The following is a 14088-nucleotide window of genomic DNA, read 5'->3' on the forward strand; positions in this document are numbered from 1 at the left end:
CCCTGAATTCCGAGCGGCTGTTCTCGCCACCTCTCCTTCGAGAGTAGGACGACAAATGGAAATATCACTCCACTTGCCCGGAAGTGAGAACAACGCCCGCGCGAGCGACTCACTTCAGCAACTGGAAAATGCTTTCCACTTGGGGTTCACTGGGGAGGTGACCGCAGCACAGCAGTCCGCGGGCCTGCGCACCGACGCCGCCCGCAACCGCACCAGGATCATCGAGGCCGCCCGCGACCTCTTCCGCACCCGCGGCATCGACGTGCCGCTGAGCACGGTCGCCCGGCGCGCGGGAGTCGGCGTGGCGACGCTCTTCCGCCGCTTCCCCACCCGCGAATCGCTGGTGACCGAGGTGTTCGCCGAGCAGATGGCGCGCTGCGAGGCCCTGCTGGAGGAGGCCGTCACCGACCCGGACCCGTGGAACGGGTTCCGGCGGCTGGTCGAGTTCACCTGCGCCGAGCAGCTGGAAGACCGCGGGTTCACCGAGGCGTTCCTGGCGTCGTTCGCGACCGAGCTCGACTACCGCGAGCGCCGCCGCGACGCCGAGACGGCGTTCGACACGCTGGTGCGCCGGGCGAAGGAGAGCGGGCGGCTGCGGCAGGACTTCGAGGTCGGCGATCTCGTCATGGCCCTGCTGGCCAACAGCGGTCTGCGCGGTGCGCCGCCGGAGCACGCCCAGGCCCTGTCCCGGAGGTTCGTCGCCTACCTGCTGCACGCGTTCGGTACCGGGCCGGGGGAAGACGCGCTTCCCCCGGCCAGCGCGCTCGGGTTCGACCACGCGCAGGCGCCGAGCTGCACGCCTCAGTTCCAGGCGCGGTAGTCGTCGCTCGGCAACGGATGACCGACCGGCACCACGCGGGAGTCGACCGCGGTCAGGCAGCCGGGGCACAGCAGTTGCCGTAGACGTCCCGTGTCGCTTCGGGTGACACGCAGGCCTGCCGCACGTCCTCGCCGACGCTCTCCTCCTTGCGCAGCAACGGTTTTCCGTACCCGCCACCGGTCTGCCAGTGCAGGTGGAGCTTGGGGGCAGACGTCGGCCGGGCTTCACCTGCGACTCACGGCCTGAACTGCGGAACTGGCGAGGTCAGACGGTGACGGTCGCCTTCTTCGCGGCTGACCCGAGCCGGATCGCCGACACCAGGAAGAAGATGCCGCCGAGCGCGGCATAGCCCGCGACGCTAGTCAGCGCGGCGTCCGGCTGCGAGGCCATCAGGATGAACGACGTGCCGGCACCCACCGACAGGCCACCACTGAGGATCATCGGCCACTGCCCGCCCATCTTGCGCCGGCCGACGCCGACGACCAGCTGGACGATGCCGGACACGATGGCCCAGGCACCCCAGACCTGCAGGATGCCGGGAATGCCGCTGGTGGCGCTGGCGACGGCGATGCCCACCGCGGCGAGCGAACTGACGGCGATGTTGACGTAGAGCCCGAGCACGTTCTGGGACTGCTTGGTGGCCCGCGCGTCGACAACGGCGGCCGCGACGTCGAACAGCGGGTAGACCACGACCAGCACGATGCCGATCGGGCCGAGCTCGGACGCGGTCACGCCCACCAGGACGGCCCAGACGAGCGCGAACGCGGCACGGACGAAGTACAACCGCCGCAGGGACGACGCGGCAGGAGCTGAGGCGGTCACAGGACTTCCTTCTGTTCGATGTGGACGGCGTGGGCCGGCGCGGTGTTCGCGCCGACTCCAGCCGCGTGTAGAGCGATCACTACAGAAACAACGGTGTTGACGACCCCGGCGAGTCGTCAAGACCGAACGTTCTATCTCAATCCTGGGCCACGCCACTCCCCAATGTCAATACCGAACGTTCTACCTCACGCTGCTCAGCGCGCCGTCTCGACGTCCGACACGTGCTCGAACCCGAGCTTGCGGTTGAACCACGCACCCAACGCCGCGACCTGACGGCGTGGCAGCAACCGGGCCGCCCACGTCTGCGCCCGGTTGGCCCATCGCCCCGGATAGGAGGCGTGCCGGCCGCGTTCGAAGTCGTCGAGCGTCCGCCTGGCGATCCTCTCCGGCGAGTCGGCCAGACTCGTGATCTTCGCCGTGGTGCCGTCGAAGAACCCGGTCGCGACGGCACCGGGGTGGGCGGCCATCACCCGGACCCCGGTGCCGGCCAGCTCCTGCGCCACCGCCTCGCTGAACGACAGGACGAACGCCTTCGTCGCCGCGTAGACGGCCTGGTAGGCCAGCGGCTGGAAGGCCGCGGTCGAGGAGACGTTGATGATCCCGCCGCTCCCCGCCTCCACCATTCGACGTCCGAGGAGGTGGGTGAGCGTCATGAGGCCGGTGACGTTCAGGTCGACGCTCGCCAGCTGGGCGCCGAACGGCCGCTCGAAGAAGGGTCCGGCCGAGCCGGCGCCGGCGTTGTTGAACAGCAGGTCGACGTGGATGTCACGGCTGCGCAGCTCGGCGTCGACCTTGCCGGGCCCGTCGCGGTCGGCGAGGTCCGCGGCGATCACCTCGACCCGGATGCCGTGGACCGCGCGGAGCTCGCCCGCCAGCCGTTCCAGCGTCGTCGCGGACCGGGCGACGAGCACCAGGTCCGCTCCCCGGCGTGCCAGTTCATGGGCACAGGCCGCGCCGATCCCCTTCGACGCGCCGGTGACGAGCGCGGTTCTGCCTCGGAACATGAGTCCTCCGTTTGCTTCAAGTCTTGAAGCATCAAGCTAGCAGCTTCAAGACTTGAAGCAAATTGGTAGGCTGCCGCCCATGCGCGACGAGGAGCTGGACCGGGCCGTTCGCCTCAACCACGAGATCTTCATGCTCACCAGCGACCGGATCACCGACGTCCTCGCCGAGCACGGGCTCACCCACGCGACCGCCCAGGTGCTCTGGGCACTCGACCCGCGGCAGCCGCCGCCGTCGATGAAAGCGCTGGCGGAGCAGCTGTTCTGCAACGCCTCCAACCTGACCTTCATGGCGGGTCAGCTGACCGACCGCGGCCTGGTGGAGCGTGTCGTCGACCCGGTCGACCGCCGGTCCCGCGCGCTGGTGCTGACCGAGGACGGCGTGCGCGTGCGGTCGGCGGTGATGCGCGCGACGCTGGACCGCAGCCCGTTCGCCGGGCTGGACCGCGAGCAGCTCAGGACGGTGCTGACGCTGCTCGAGGCCGCGCTGGGCCGGTGACAGCTCAGGGCTCGATGCCCGCCGTCCGCAGCCACACCACCCGGCACGTCTCACAGGCCTGGTCCAGCGCCTCCGGCGACACCGCCGAGGCGTGGTAGAACGTCCGCTCGATCATCCAGCACAACGCGCTCGCGAGAGCCCGTGCGCCATCAGGTCCGTCGTGCGCCTCGACACCGGACCGCACCAGGGTCTTCGCGATGGCGTCGATGAAGATGTCCGCCGTCTCCGTCCACAGTGCACTCAACTCGGGGATCGAGGACGACTGGTCGATCGCGACCCGCATGACCAGGCCGTGCTCGTGCCAGCGGTCACGGGTGCGGTACAGGGCGGTCGCGATCGCCTCGCGGGGTGCGGCCGGGTCGTCGGCGGCCGCGCGGGACTTCTCGCGCAGGGCTTCCACGGTCCTCGCGAAGAGGGCCACCAGGGCTTCTTGCTTGGAGTTGAAGTAGAAGTACATCGAGCCGCGGGAGAGGCCGGCACCTTCGGCGATCTCGGTGGCCGTGAGGGCGTCGAAACCCTTCACCACCAGCAGTTCACCGAGGACGTCGAGGAGCCTCTGCTCCCGCAGGTCCCCTTTGGACGGTGCGGCGGAGCGCCGGCGGCGCGTCCTGACCGGTTCAGCCATCGCCTGTCCACCTCCGCTCCCAGGATCGCACGGGTCAGTTCGCCGCGATCTGGTGGCCGTCCGGGAAGTCCGTGGAGCGCGAGAGGTCCTGCCACGCCTCGATGTCCGCGGCGACGGCGGCCCGGCCGGCGGCGACGAGCCGCAGCGCGTCCGAGCCGAGCAGGAGGTGCACCGGCGGGTTCTCGGCGTTGATCACCTCCAGCACGGCCTCGGCGGCCTTGGCGGGGTTGCCCAGCTGGTTGCCGCCGGCGGCCCGCCTGGCCGCGCGGATCGGTGCGAAGACCTCGTCGTAGTCCGGGATCGAGCGTGCGCTGCGGACCATCGAGCTGACCGCGAGGACGTGGCCGGAACGCCGCTCACGCATGCCGGGGAGCACCGCGTGCACGGTCGCCGCGACGCCGAACACGTTGGCCTCGAACTGCGCGCGCAGCTCGACCATCGAGGACTCCTCGAACACGCCCTCGTGGCCGTAGCCGGCGTTCGCGATCAGCACGTCGACCGGGCCGCTCGACCTCGCCGACCACCTCGAACACGGCGTCGTCGTCGGTCACGTCGAGCTGCCGCGCGTGGGCGCGTCCCGGTGCGAGGGCCTCGAAAGCGGCCAGGTCAGCGGCCTTGCGGACGGTGCCGACGACGGTGTGGCCGGCGTCCAGCGCGCCCTGGGCGAAGGCCCGGCCCAGACCGCTGCTCACGCCGGTGATCAGGAAGGTTCGCGTACTCGTACAGGATATCTACACGGTGTCGACAAAAATCTGCACTGTGTCGACTATTGCAACCGGCTTGCCGCGGCCGGGCAACTGCGGGTAAACCTGGCGTCGTGCCCCTGTCCGTCCGTCTCGCCCGTGGCCGCCGGCCGCGTGGTTGTCGCGCGCCCGCACGGCGCGTGCTCGGACGCAGGGTTCGGTACGTGATCGGCTCCGAGGCGGGTCAGGTCGACGGGATGCGATGGCGTCGTGCGCCGCGCGTCGCGCGGGACCGCTGACTCCCCGACCACTCACGACACCACCCAGGTCTCCCCCTGGGTCAGGAGCACATCGCCATGCCCGACTTCTTCTTCCCGGCTGCGCCGGGAGCCTTTCCCGGCCCCGACGGGTACTTCGGCGCCTTCGGCGGGCGGTTCGTCCCGCAGGCGCTCGTCGCGGCCGTCGACCAGGTCGCTGCCGAGTACGAGCAGGCCAAGACCGATCCCGCCTTCATCGCGCGGTTCGAAGACCTGCTCGCGCACTACGTCGGCCGGCCGAGCGCGCTCACCGAGGCGCCTCGCTTCGCCGGGCACGCCGGTGGCGCACGGGTCTTCCTCAAGCGCGAGGACCTCAACCACACCGGTTCGCACAAGGTGAACAACGCGCTGGGCCAGGCACTTCTGGCGCAGCGGATGGGCAAGACGCGCATCATCGCCGAGACCGGCGCCGGGTCGCACGGCGTCGCGACCGCCACCGCGTGCGCGCTGACCGGCCTCTCCTGCACCGTCTACATGGGAGAGACGGACATGCGCCGCCAGGCGGTCAACGTGGCGCGGATGGAGCTGCTCGGCGCCGAGGTCGTCCCGGTGACGTCCGGGTCGCGCACGTTGAAGGACGCCATCAACGAGACGTTCCGCGACTGGGTCGCCCGCACCGAGGACACGCACTACCTGTTCGGCACGGTCGCGGGCCCGCACCCGTTCCCGGCCATGATCCGCGACTTCCAGCGCGTCATCGGCGTCGAGGCACGGCGGCAGTTGCTGGAGCGGACCGGACGGCTGCCCGACGCGGCGGTCGCCTGCGTCGGCGGTGGTTCCAACGCGATCGGCCTGTTCCACGCGTTCCTCGACGACCCCGGCGTCCGGCTGGTCGGCTGCGAGGCCGCCGGGCACGGCGTGGACAGCGGCGAGCACGCGGCGTCCCTCACGGCCGGGGAGCCGGGAGTGCTGCACGGCTCGCGTTCCTACGTGCTGCAGGACGACGAGGGCCAGATCCGCGAGGCCTGGTCCATCTCGGCCGGGCTCGACTACCCCGGTGTCGGCCCGGAACACGCGCACCTGCACGACTCCGGCCGCGCCGAGTACCGCCCGGTCACCGACGAGGCCGCGATGGACGCGTTCCGGCTGCTCGCCACCACCGAGGGCATCGTCCCGGCGATCGAGAGCGCCCACGCGCTGGCGGGCGCACTGGAGGTCGGCCGCGAGCTCGGCCGTGACGCCGTGGTCCTGGTGAACCTGTCCGGCCGCGGCGACAAGGACCTCGACACCGCCGCCGTCCACTTCGGACTGGAGCTGGCGCGATGAGCGGGAACCTGCGACTGCTGACCGACACGCTGGCCCGCGCGAGGCAGGCGGGCCGGGCCGCACTCGTCGCCTACCTGCCCGCCGGGTTCCCGACCGTCGACGAGGGCATCGCCGCGTTCCTCGCGACCTGCGCGGCCGGGGCGGACGTCGTCGAGGTCGGCCTGCCGCACAGCGACCCGGTGCTCGACGGCCCGGTGATCCAGACCGCCGACGACATCGCCCTGCGCGGCGGGGTCCGGATCGCGGACGTCCTGCGCACGGTCCGGGAGGTGCACGCCGCGACGGGCAAGCCCGTGCTGGTGATGTCGTACTGGAACCCGGTGTCCCGGTACGGGGTCGAGCGGTTCGCGCGCGAGCTGGCCGAGGCGGGTGGCGCTGGCTGCGTGCTGCCCGACCTGCCGGTCGCGGAGTCCGCCGGGTGGCGCCGGCAGGCCGCGGCGCACGACCTGGCCACCGTGTTCGTGGTCGCGCCGAGCAGCACGGACGCCCAGCTCGCGGAGACCGCCGCGGCCGGTACCGGGTTCGTCTACGCGTCCGCGCTGATGGGCGTCACCGGAGCCCGCGACTCGGTGGACGCGGCAGCCGCCGTCCTCGTGCGACGGCTGCGCGCGGTCACCGACCTGCCGGTCTGCGTCGGGATGGGCGTGTCCAACGCGGGCCAGGCGGCCCACGTGGCCGGGTTCGCCGACGGCGTGATCGTCGGCTCCGCCCTGGTGGCGGCGCTGCTGGACGCCGCTGATCAGACCGAGGGCAGGGACGCGCTCGACCGGCTCACCGCCAGGCTCGCCGACGGGTGCGCGCCGGCTCGTCCTGAGCAGGTGCCGGGCTCGCGTCGCGCTTCGGCGCGGGCCCGGCCGCCGGTCGCCACGCCCGGATGCCGCACCAGCCCAGGAACGCGAGCGCCAGCCACACGTAGCTGTTGCCGACCAGGTGCTGCCACCACGCCCAGTCCAGCTCGCGGTCCCCCGCCGTCGGCAGCCACCAGTGCGGGCCGACCGCGAACACCGCCGCGACCGCGATGCGCACCCGGCCTCGCAGGAGCAGCAGTGCCGGCGCCGCCCACACCCAGTGGTGCGACCACGACACCGGTGAGACCAGCAGTCCCGCGGCGGCGACGGCGAGCAGGGCGGTGAGGTCGTCGCGCAGCCGTGGCAGCGCGAGCACGGTCAGGGCCAGCACGGCCACGCAGAGGACCACCCACACCGCCTCGGGCGCACCGAGGCGGAACAGCAGGCCGCGCAACGACTGGTTCGCGCTGTAGGCGAGACCACCGACGCGCTGCGGGTCGAGCATCGCGTCGAACCAGAACTGCCTCGACTGGTCCGGCGCGAGCACCCAGCCGACCAGACCGGCACCGGCGAACGTGCCGACCGCGGTCAGTGCGGGCCGCCACCGGCGGCGGGACAGGAAGAACAGCACGAAGACCGCCGGGGTCAGCTTGATCGCGGCGGCGAGCCCGACGAGCGTCCCGCGCGGCCACGGCGTGCGCGGGAGCAGGCAGTCGGCGGCGACGAACCCGATCAGGACCATGTTGATCTGGCCGAGGTCGAGGCCGCCGCGCAGCGGTTCGAGCAGCAGGCATGCCGCGGCCAGGCCGAAACCGGCCCACGGTTGGGGATGCCGCAGCGGGTGTGGCAGCGGGTGTCGCAGCGGGTGTCGCAGCGGGTGTCGCAGCGCCGCCGCGTGGCAGGCCGCCGTGAACAGCGCGAGTCCGGCCGCGGTGAACAGGACGGCGGTGACCGGCAACGGCAACGGCGTGAGGCCGCTGAAGAGCATGGCCGCGAACGGCGGGTAGGTGAACGGCAGGCCATTGGGGCCTTGGAAGCTCGGGGCGTACAGGTCGGCTCCTGCTCGCCACACCTCACCGCCCGCGAGGTAGACGCGCAGGTCGAGCAGCCCGGACCCGAAGCTGCGCAAGCACACCCAGACGAGCAGGCAGGCCACGACGACCGCCCACACGCGGCGGGGATCGAGGCGCGTCATCGCCTCACTCCACCCCTGCCGGGACCGCAGGCCCGTCACCACCGCCCTCCACCCCCGCCGGGACCGCGGACACGTCACCACCGGGTTCACCGCACCACCGCCGCGGGCCGCCGTCCCAGGGCCAGCACACCCGCAGCCACCACAGCGGCCACCACGGCACCGGCGCTGTTGTTGAGGAAGTCCTGCGTCTCGCACAACCCGCGCCGGGTGAGCGGCTGCAGGACCTCGACCACCGCGCTCAACGCGATCGCCAGCCCCAGCACGGCGAGCGGTCTGCGGGTCGCCAGCACCGCGAAGAACACCAGCGGCACGAACAGCATGGCGTTCAGCAACTCCGCCGACCCGTGCAGCGAGAAACCGTTGAGCTGGCAGAACTCGTCGCGCCCCGCCCAGTCCGGCAGCGTGCGCGAGAACGTCACACCCAGCACCACCCCCAGCGAGATCCCCGCGAGCACCGAGGGAACGGGCCGCCACCAGAACCTCCGCGCCGCGAACCACCCGCCGGTCCCGAGCACAACCGCTCCGGCCACCACACCGCCCGCGATGAGCGGGTTCGACAGCGCGCCGAGGACCGCGCCGACCGCCCACCCCACCTTGTCCAGCACAGGAAACCCTTCGTCCACACCGAGATCCGATGTGGACGAGCCTGCCGGGCGAGCGGGTGCGGGCAGATCGGCCGGAGAGCCCGAAGATCATGGCCGTCCGGCCGTCCGAGGAGCAGCTCCTCGGCCGTTCGGCTGAGGTCAGCCGGCGACCACGTGTGCGCGGAACGCCCACGCCACGACCTCGACGCGGTTGCGCGCGTCCACCTTGGCCTGCACCGACGCCAGGTGGGCCTTCACCGACGACACCGAGACGCCCAGGGCGACGGCGATCTCGTTGTTGCTCAGGCCCTGCGCGACGTGGCGCACCACGTCCAGCTCCCGCGGGCTCAGCACGTCGGCGTCGGCGCTCGTGACCGGTGCCACCGACCGCCGCAGCACCCGCAGCACCACCTGCGGTGACACCAGCACGTCACCGCGGGCCGCCGACCGCACCGCCTCGACCAGCAGCCCGGGACTCGCGTCCTTGGTGAGGAAGCCGCACGCACCGAGGTCCAGCGCCCGGTGCAGCACGTCGTCGCTGTCGAACGTCGTCACCACCACGACACGGGTGTGCGGCGCGAGCTGGCGCGTCACCTCAAGCCCGTCCAGGCCCGGCATCCGCACGTCGACCAGGCACACCTGCGGGGACAGCTCCTTCGCCCGCTGGACCGCGCTGATCCCGTCCGCCACGTCCGCGACCACGCTCACGTCCGGCTGCGCCTCCAGGATCAGCCGGAACCCGGCCCGCACCATGTCCTGGTCCTCGGCGATGAGCACGGAGATCACGACCGCACCTCCAGCGGCAGCTCGGCCGTGACGAGCCAGCCCTCCCCCGTCGCGCCCGCGAAGAACCGCCCGCCCAGCTCGTCCACCCGTTCCCTCATCCCCACCAGCCCGAACCCGCCCGCGTGCACCGGCCCGGTCCTGCCGTCGTCCACAACGGACAGCAGCACGGCGGTCGCCGTGAGCCGCACGTCGACCTCCACCTCGGTGGCGCCGTGGGCGTGCTTGCGGACGTTGGTCAGCGCTTCCTGCACCAGCCTGAGCACCGACCGCCCGAGCTCCGGCCGCACGTCCCCGGCCAGCTCGATGCTCGTGCGCACCGGCAAACCGGACTTCTCCACCAGCTGGCGCAGATCGGCGGTCAGGTCGCCGGTCGCGGTCGCGGCACCGTTGTCGCGCAACGTCCTCACCATCGCGCGCATGGCCCCCAACGCGTCCGTGCCGCCGCCCACGATGCCGGGCAACAGCTCACAAGCCTTGCTCTTGTCCCGTTCGGCCACCACGACCGCGGCCTGCGCCTGTACGAGCATGCCCGTCACGTGATGCGCCACCACGTCGTGCAGCTCCCGCGCCATGTCCAGCCGCTCGTCCCGCCGCGCCCGGTCCTGCGCCGCGGCCGCCAGCTCGGCCCGCGACCGGTCCCGCAGCCGCAGCAACACCCCGCTGCCGGCCGTGACGAGACCGAGCACCAGGACGAGCTCCGCGGTCTGGACCCAGTCGAGGTAGAAGTGCGTCCTGACGACCCCGGCGTGCAGGCTGACCACCGCCAGCGCTGCGATCCCCACCGCGGCCCGCAGTGGCGGGGCCTTCCAGGCGAGCAGGAAGGCCAGCGCCATCACCACACCGGCCTCGGTGATCCGCACCACCGGCGTGAGGAGCAGCAGCGGCGGGGTGACGCCGGGACCGTCATCGAGAAACGCCCTGGTGAAGCCGCTGATCAGACCGGTGGCCGTGAACACGGCCACCACCGCCGCGGCGGCCGCGACGAGCAGCAGGCCTCCTCGCGGCCGACGACGAAGTTCTTCCACCGCGGCATCGTAGGAGGCCGGTTGACCACCCGGCCTCCGCCTTCCGACCGAGGCAGGTGGCCATCCGGTCAGCCCGTCCCGGCGAGTGCCGTGCCGAGGTTCTCCACGGCCAGGTACGGGTTGAGGTGCGGGTGCCGGCTGCCGACGGCGATGTCCCGCCAGAAGCGCTGCAGCACGTTCGACGTGTCGAACCCGCTGGTGCCGTGCAGGTCGAGCATCAGGTCGACGGCGGCCCGGCAGTCCCGGCCGGCGTCCGCGAGCGCCCTCTTCAGCCGAGGCGCGTCCACAGCGGCCAGTTCGCCCGCGTCCGCCTCACGCGCGACCGCGAGCATCGTGGTCTCGGCGCGTTGCACCAGATAGGCGGCCTCCGCGAGCCAGTGGCGTGCACCGGCGGACTCCCCCATGCGCGTGTACGCGGTCATGAACGGTTTGCGGTCGGAGGCGAACATCGCGTGCACGGCGTCGAGCGCGCCCTGAGCGGCGCCCACCACAGGGCCGAGGGCCGTCATCGCGAACAGCATCATGTCGTTGAGCGGGAAGGGGTTCGCCGCCGCGATCCGGTCGGCCGGCACCAGCACGGCGTCGGCTACGAGGGTGTGGCTGCCGGTGCCGCGCATGCCGGCCATGTGCCAGGTCCGTTCGACGGCCAGGTCGGACGTCGGCATCACGGCGAACGAGAAGGCACCCTCGACCACCAGGCCGAGCAGGGCCCACGTCGCGTCTTCGCACCCGGAGACGTTCGGCCAGAGCCCGGTGACGCGCACCCCGTCCGGCGTCCGCTCGCCACGGCCACCGGGGACTCCCGAACCGCAGAAGAGCGCGTCCGGGTCGGCGAAGAACCCGCCACCGGTGACGGCACGCGCGGCCAGGGTCTTCGCGGTGGCGCACGTTCCGACGACCCACGACGTGGACGGGCAGGCGCGTCCCAGCGCGGTCAGCTCACGCGCAACGGTTTCCGTTCCCGCCCACGCCCCGCCGTGTTCCTCAGGTGTGCGCAGGGCGAAGAAACCGTTCTCGCGCAACACTTCCAGGGCTTCACCGGCAGGCCGGTCGTTCTCTTCGGTCTTCATGGCACAGGCGCGCAGAACCGCATCGACGTTCGACTTTTCGATCACCCCACCGACTCAAGCACCTGTTCCCGGCGCCGTGCCATGCGCGACCGGCACCGGTTAATACGCCGTTGCGCCACTAAGCTCGACCCCGTGGACCTGATCAGCGACGCCATCCGGACCGTGCGGGTCGGCACCGCCAACGCGCGGCTGATCAGGCAGACCGCGCCCGGCATCCGGTTCGCCGCGTTCGCCGGCAGCGGGTTCCACATCATCACCAGCGGCACGTGCTGGCTGATCGGCGGGGACGAGCCGCGGTCGTTGGCGCCGGGCGACATCGTGCTCACGTCGTCCGGTGGTGAGCACGGTCTCAGCACGCGGCCGTGCGCGCTGGCCGACCTCCCGCTCGTGCGGATGGGACCGCTCCCACCGGCGCCGAGGCCCACGCCGTTCGAGTTCCTGTGCGGCGCCTACCGGCTGCAGCACCACCGCGCGCCCCAGTACCTGCGCGCGCTGCCGGACCTGATCGCGGTGTCCCCCGACTACGACGGCCGGCCCGAGTTGCGCTCGCTCGTCGGCCTGCTCGCCGCGGACGCCTCCGCGGCCAGACCGGGGTCCGGTGCGACGTTGCGAGCGGTGCTGGACCTGATCCTCGTGCAGGTGCTCCAGCAGTGGGAGGAGCACGACGGCGCGTCCTGGCGGCCGGAGGCCGCGCACCCCGGTGTGGTCGCCGCCCTGCGGGAGATCCACGAGAAGCCGCAGCTGAGGTGGACGGTGGGGCGGCTGAGCGAGGTCGCGGGCCTGCCCCGCGCGGCGTTCTCCCGGCTCTTCACCACGGCGGTCGGTGAGCCCCCCATGAGGTACGTGACCGGCTGGCGCCTCGGCCTCGCCGCCCAGCTGCTCAGGGAGACCGACCTCGCGCTGGCGCGGATCGCTCCGCAGGTCGGCTACTCGACCGAGTTCGCGCTGTCGGCGGCCTTCCGCCGCGAGTACGGCGTCTCGCCGGGCCAGTTCCGCTCCGCACCCTGATCCGGCGCTCAGAAGGGCACCATGGCGATCCCCGTCATCATCGACTGCGACCCCGGCCACGACGACGTCTTCGCGCTCTGGCTCGCCGCGGGCAACCCGGCGATCTCCCTGCTCGGCGTCACCACGGTCGGCGGCAACGGCCGCCTGGAGCACACCACCCACAACGCACGTGTCGCGCTCACCGTGGCCGGCGTCGAGGGCGTGCCGGTCGCCGCCGGAGCCGACACACCGTTGCGGCGCGAGCTGACCCCGGCGACGTGGATCCACGGCGACAACGCGCTCGGCGGGCCCGTGCTGCCGGAGCCGGTGGTCCCGCTGGACCGCCGCAGCGCGGTCGAGCTGATGGCGGACCTGCTCACCACCTCGGCCGAGCCGATCACCCTGATCCCGACCGGGCCGCTCACCAACGTCGCGACGTTGCTGGAGCGGCGGCCGGACCTGCGCGGGCGGATCAGGGAGATCATCTGGATGGGCGGCTCGACGGGTCGCGGGAACGTCACCGCCTACGCCGAGTTCAACGCGTGGGTCGATCCCGAGGCCGCCGATGTCGTGTTCCGCTCGGGGCTGCCGCTCACGATGGTCGGGCTGAACATCTCGCACCAGGCGCTGGTCACGCCGCAGGTCATCGAGGACATCGCCGCGATCGGCAACGAGACCAGTGCGTTCGGCGTCGAGCTGCTGCGTTTCTTCTGCAGCACCTACAACACCGTCGCGGGCATGCCGGAGGGGCCGCTGCACGACCCCATCACGGTCGCCATCGCGATCGACCGGGCCGTGGCGACGGTGCGGAGCAGCCACGTGGACGTCGAGACGAAGGGCGAGTTCACCTCCGGCGCCACGGCGGTCGACCTGCTCGACATGCTCGGCGCGGAGCACAACGCCGACATCGCGATCACGCTGGACGTGCCGCGGTTCTGGCAGCTCGTCCGCGAGGCCGTCGCGAACCTCAGGTGAGCGGGGCGGCCATACCGGTCCGGAACGTCAGCAGGCCCTCGACCCCGGCGAGGAACGTGGCGCCGACCTCCGTCGCGTCGGTGAGGCACCCCGCCGCCATGGCCCCGTCGCGGAGCATCACGAAGTGCCGGCCGGCCGAGTCCGCCGACTTCTCGTCGAGCCGCGCGAACAGGTCGGTGACGGTGGTCAGGAACCACTCGCGGTGGTCGAGGACGGCCCGCAGCACGGGGTGCGCGCGGTCCGGGTACTCCGCCGCGGCGTTGAGGAAGGCGCAGCCGCGGAACCCGGCCGACTCGATGCCGGCGGCGATGGACGCGGCGATGACGCGCAGCGCGTCGGGGGCGGGCAGGCCGCCGTCGAGGGCCTTCTCGAACTGGTCGCGCTCCATCTGGGCGACCGCCTGCAGGTAAGCGACGACCAGCTCGTCCTTGCTGGCGAAGTGCCGGTACAGGGTCGCACGGGTCACCTTGGCCTCGGCGACGATCCGGTCGATGCCCACCGAGTGGATGCCCTCGGCGTAGAAGATCCGGGTGGCGGTCGCGAGCAGCCGCTGACGCGCTTCGGAGACCTGACCGCGGACGTTGTGCACCATTGCGTCAACGGTAACAGACAGAACGGTCAGTCACGCGGACTCAGCCGGTGCCG

Annotated in this window: 15 protein-coding genes and 2 pseudogenes; 7 read left to right on the top strand and 10 right to left on the bottom strand. The window is 72.0% G+C overall.

Translation table 11 applies throughout. The features are described 5' to 3' along the window. Positions 1-157: 157 nt before the first annotated feature. The gene (locus tag BBK82_RS41960; RefSeq protein WP_065919882.1) at positions 158-820 is read left to right on the top strand and encodes a TetR/AcrR family transcriptional regulator; all 663 of its coding nucleotides are present in this window, start codon (positions 158-160) and stop codon (positions 818-820) included. Between the two features lie 264 nt (positions 821-1084). Here BBK82_RS41960 and BBK82_RS41965 read toward each other — a convergent pair whose 3' ends face one another. Next, positions 1085-1642, bottom strand: coding sequence for a hypothetical protein (locus BBK82_RS41965; protein ID WP_065919883.1), 558 nt, complete (start codon positions 1640-1642; stop codon positions 1085-1087). A gap of 194 nt (positions 1643-1836) precedes the next feature. Beyond that, positions 1837-2646 carry an SDR family NAD(P)-dependent oxidoreductase gene (locus tag BBK82_RS41970; protein WP_065919884.1) on the bottom strand — a complete coding sequence of 270 codons (810 nt, stop codon included), beginning with the start codon at positions 2644-2646 and terminating at the stop codon, positions 1837-1839. Between the two features lie 79 nt (positions 2647-2725). Between BBK82_RS41970 and BBK82_RS41975 the strand changes: the two genes are divergently transcribed. Beyond that, positions 2726-3142 (top strand): MarR family winged helix-turn-helix transcriptional regulator, encoded by a 417-nt coding sequence (locus BBK82_RS41975; RefSeq protein ID WP_065919885.1) that lies wholly within the window; start codon positions 2726-2728, stop codon positions 3140-3142. 4 nt (positions 3143-3146) lie between these two features. Here the strand turns inward: BBK82_RS41975 and BBK82_RS41980 are convergent, their stop codons facing one another. Both BBK82_RS41980 and BBK82_RS41985 read right to left on the bottom strand, forming a co-directional pair. Further along, positions 3147-3767 (bottom strand): TetR/AcrR family transcriptional regulator, encoded by a 621-nt coding sequence (locus BBK82_RS41980; RefSeq protein WP_065919886.1) that lies wholly within the window; start codon positions 3765-3767, stop codon positions 3147-3149. A gap of 34 nt (positions 3768-3801) precedes the next feature. After that, a pseudogene (locus BBK82_RS41985) lies at positions 3802-4459 on the bottom strand (SDR family NAD(P)-dependent oxidoreductase). A gap of 191 nt (positions 4460-4650) precedes the next feature. Here BBK82_RS41985 and BBK82_RS57075 point away from each other — a divergent pair. From BBK82_RS57075 to trpA, 3 genes and pseudogenes are all read left to right on the top strand, one after another. Continuing rightward, positions 4651-4749, top strand: coding sequence for a hypothetical protein (locus BBK82_RS57075; RefSeq protein ID WP_418287550.1), 99 nt, complete (start codon positions 4651-4653; stop codon positions 4747-4749). A 57-nt stretch (positions 4750-4806) separates the two neighbouring features. Then, on the top strand, positions 4807-6033 hold the full coding sequence (gene trpB / locus BBK82_RS41990) for a tryptophan synthase subunit beta (protein WP_065919887.1): 1227 nt from the start codon (positions 4807-4809) through the stop codon (positions 6031-6033). An 8-nt stretch (positions 6034-6041) separates the two neighbouring features. After that, positions 6042-6839: pseudogene (gene trpA, locus BBK82_RS48300) on the top strand (tryptophan synthase subunit alpha); the annotation flags it as partial. On the opposite strand, the gene BBK82_RS55220 reads toward trpA, so the two are convergent. The 5 genes from BBK82_RS55220 to BBK82_RS42020 form a co-directional block, all read right to left on the bottom strand. Then, positions 6805-8016 carry a glycosyltransferase 87 family protein gene (locus tag BBK82_RS55220; protein WP_083268568.1) on the bottom strand — a complete coding sequence of 404 codons (1212 nt, stop codon included), beginning with the start codon at positions 8014-8016 and terminating at the stop codon, positions 6805-6807. The pseudogene trpA and the gene BBK82_RS55220 overlap by 35 nt on opposite strands. 86 nt (positions 8017-8102) lie before the next feature. After that, on the bottom strand, positions 8103-8621 hold the full coding sequence (locus BBK82_RS42005; RefSeq protein ID WP_065919890.1) for a VanZ family protein: 519 nt from the start codon (positions 8619-8621) through the stop codon (positions 8103-8105). Positions 8622-8759: 138 nt separating this feature from the next. Beyond that, the gene (locus BBK82_RS42010; protein ID WP_065919891.1) at positions 8760-9386 is read right to left on the bottom strand and encodes a response regulator; all 627 of its coding nucleotides are present in this window, start codon (positions 9384-9386) and stop codon (positions 8760-8762) included. After that, on the bottom strand, positions 9383-10411 hold the full coding sequence (locus tag BBK82_RS42015; RefSeq protein WP_154697824.1) for a sensor histidine kinase: 1029 nt from the start codon (positions 10409-10411) through the stop codon (positions 9383-9385). Before BBK82_RS42015 ends, BBK82_RS42010 begins: the two co-directional genes overlap by 4 nt. Before the next feature lie 68 nt (positions 10412-10479). Continuing rightward, a complete protein-coding gene (locus BBK82_RS42020) occupies positions 10480-11481 on the bottom strand; it encodes an acyl-CoA dehydrogenase family protein (RefSeq protein WP_154697825.1) in 1002 nt (333 codons plus the stop codon). Between the two features lie 132 nt (positions 11482-11613). Here BBK82_RS42020 and BBK82_RS42025 point away from each other — a divergent pair, with 132 nt between their 5' ends. Continuing rightward, positions 11614-12489, top strand: a complete 876-nt coding sequence (locus tag BBK82_RS42025) for an AraC family transcriptional regulator (protein ID WP_065919894.1) — start codon at positions 11614-11616, stop codon at positions 12487-12489. A 21-nt stretch (positions 12490-12510) separates the two neighbouring features. Next, entirely contained in the window at positions 12511-13443 is a 933-nt protein-coding gene (locus tag BBK82_RS42030) for a nucleoside hydrolase (protein WP_065919895.1), read from the top strand. On the opposite strand, the gene BBK82_RS42035 is transcribed toward BBK82_RS42030, so the two are convergent. Continuing rightward, a complete protein-coding gene (locus tag BBK82_RS42035) occupies positions 13436-14035 on the bottom strand; it encodes a TetR/AcrR family transcriptional regulator (protein ID WP_065919896.1) in 600 nt (199 codons plus the stop codon). The two genes, BBK82_RS42030 and BBK82_RS42035, sit on opposite strands and share 8 nt — an antisense overlap. Positions 14036-14088 lie beyond the last annotated feature (53 nt).

Source organism: Lentzea guizhouensis, assembly GCF_001701025.1.
Classification (GTDB): Bacteria; Actinomycetota; Actinomycetes; order Mycobacteriales; family Pseudonocardiaceae; genus Lentzea; species Lentzea guizhouensis.

What these genes read in the sequence shown, in the direction of transcription:
- BBK82_RS41970 (WP_065919884.1), bottom strand. Translation starts at nt 2,646, where the DNA reads ATGTTCCGAGGCAGAACCGCGCTCGTCACCGGCGCGTCGAAGGGGATC.
- BBK82_RS41975 (WP_065919885.1), top strand. Translation starts at nt 2,726, where the DNA reads ATGCGCGACGAGGAGCTGGACCGGGCCGTTCGCCTCAACCACGAGATC.
- BBK82_RS41980 (WP_065919886.1), bottom strand. Translation starts at nt 3,767, where the DNA reads ATGGCTGAACCGGTCAGGACGCGCCGCCGGCGCTCCGCCGCACCGTCC.
- trpB (WP_065919887.1), top strand. Translation starts at nt 4,807, where the DNA reads ATGCCCGACTTCTTCTTCCCGGCTGCGCCGGGAGCCTTTCCCGGCCCC.
- BBK82_RS55220 (WP_083268568.1), bottom strand. Translation starts at nt 8,016, where the DNA reads ATGACGCGCCTCGATCCCCGCCGCGTGTGGGCGGTCGTCGTGGCCTGC.
- BBK82_RS42020 (WP_154697825.1), bottom strand. Translation starts at nt 11,481, where the DNA reads ATGAAGACCGAAGAGAACGACCGGCCTGCCGGTGAAGCCCTGGAAGTG.
- BBK82_RS42030 (WP_065919895.1), top strand. Translation starts at nt 12,511, where the DNA reads ATGGCGATCCCCGTCATCATCGACTGCGACCCCGGCCACGACGACGTC.
- BBK82_RS42035 (WP_065919896.1), bottom strand. Translation starts at nt 14,035, where the DNA reads ATGGTGCACAACGTCCGCGGTCAGGTCTCCGAAGCGCGTCAGCGGCTG.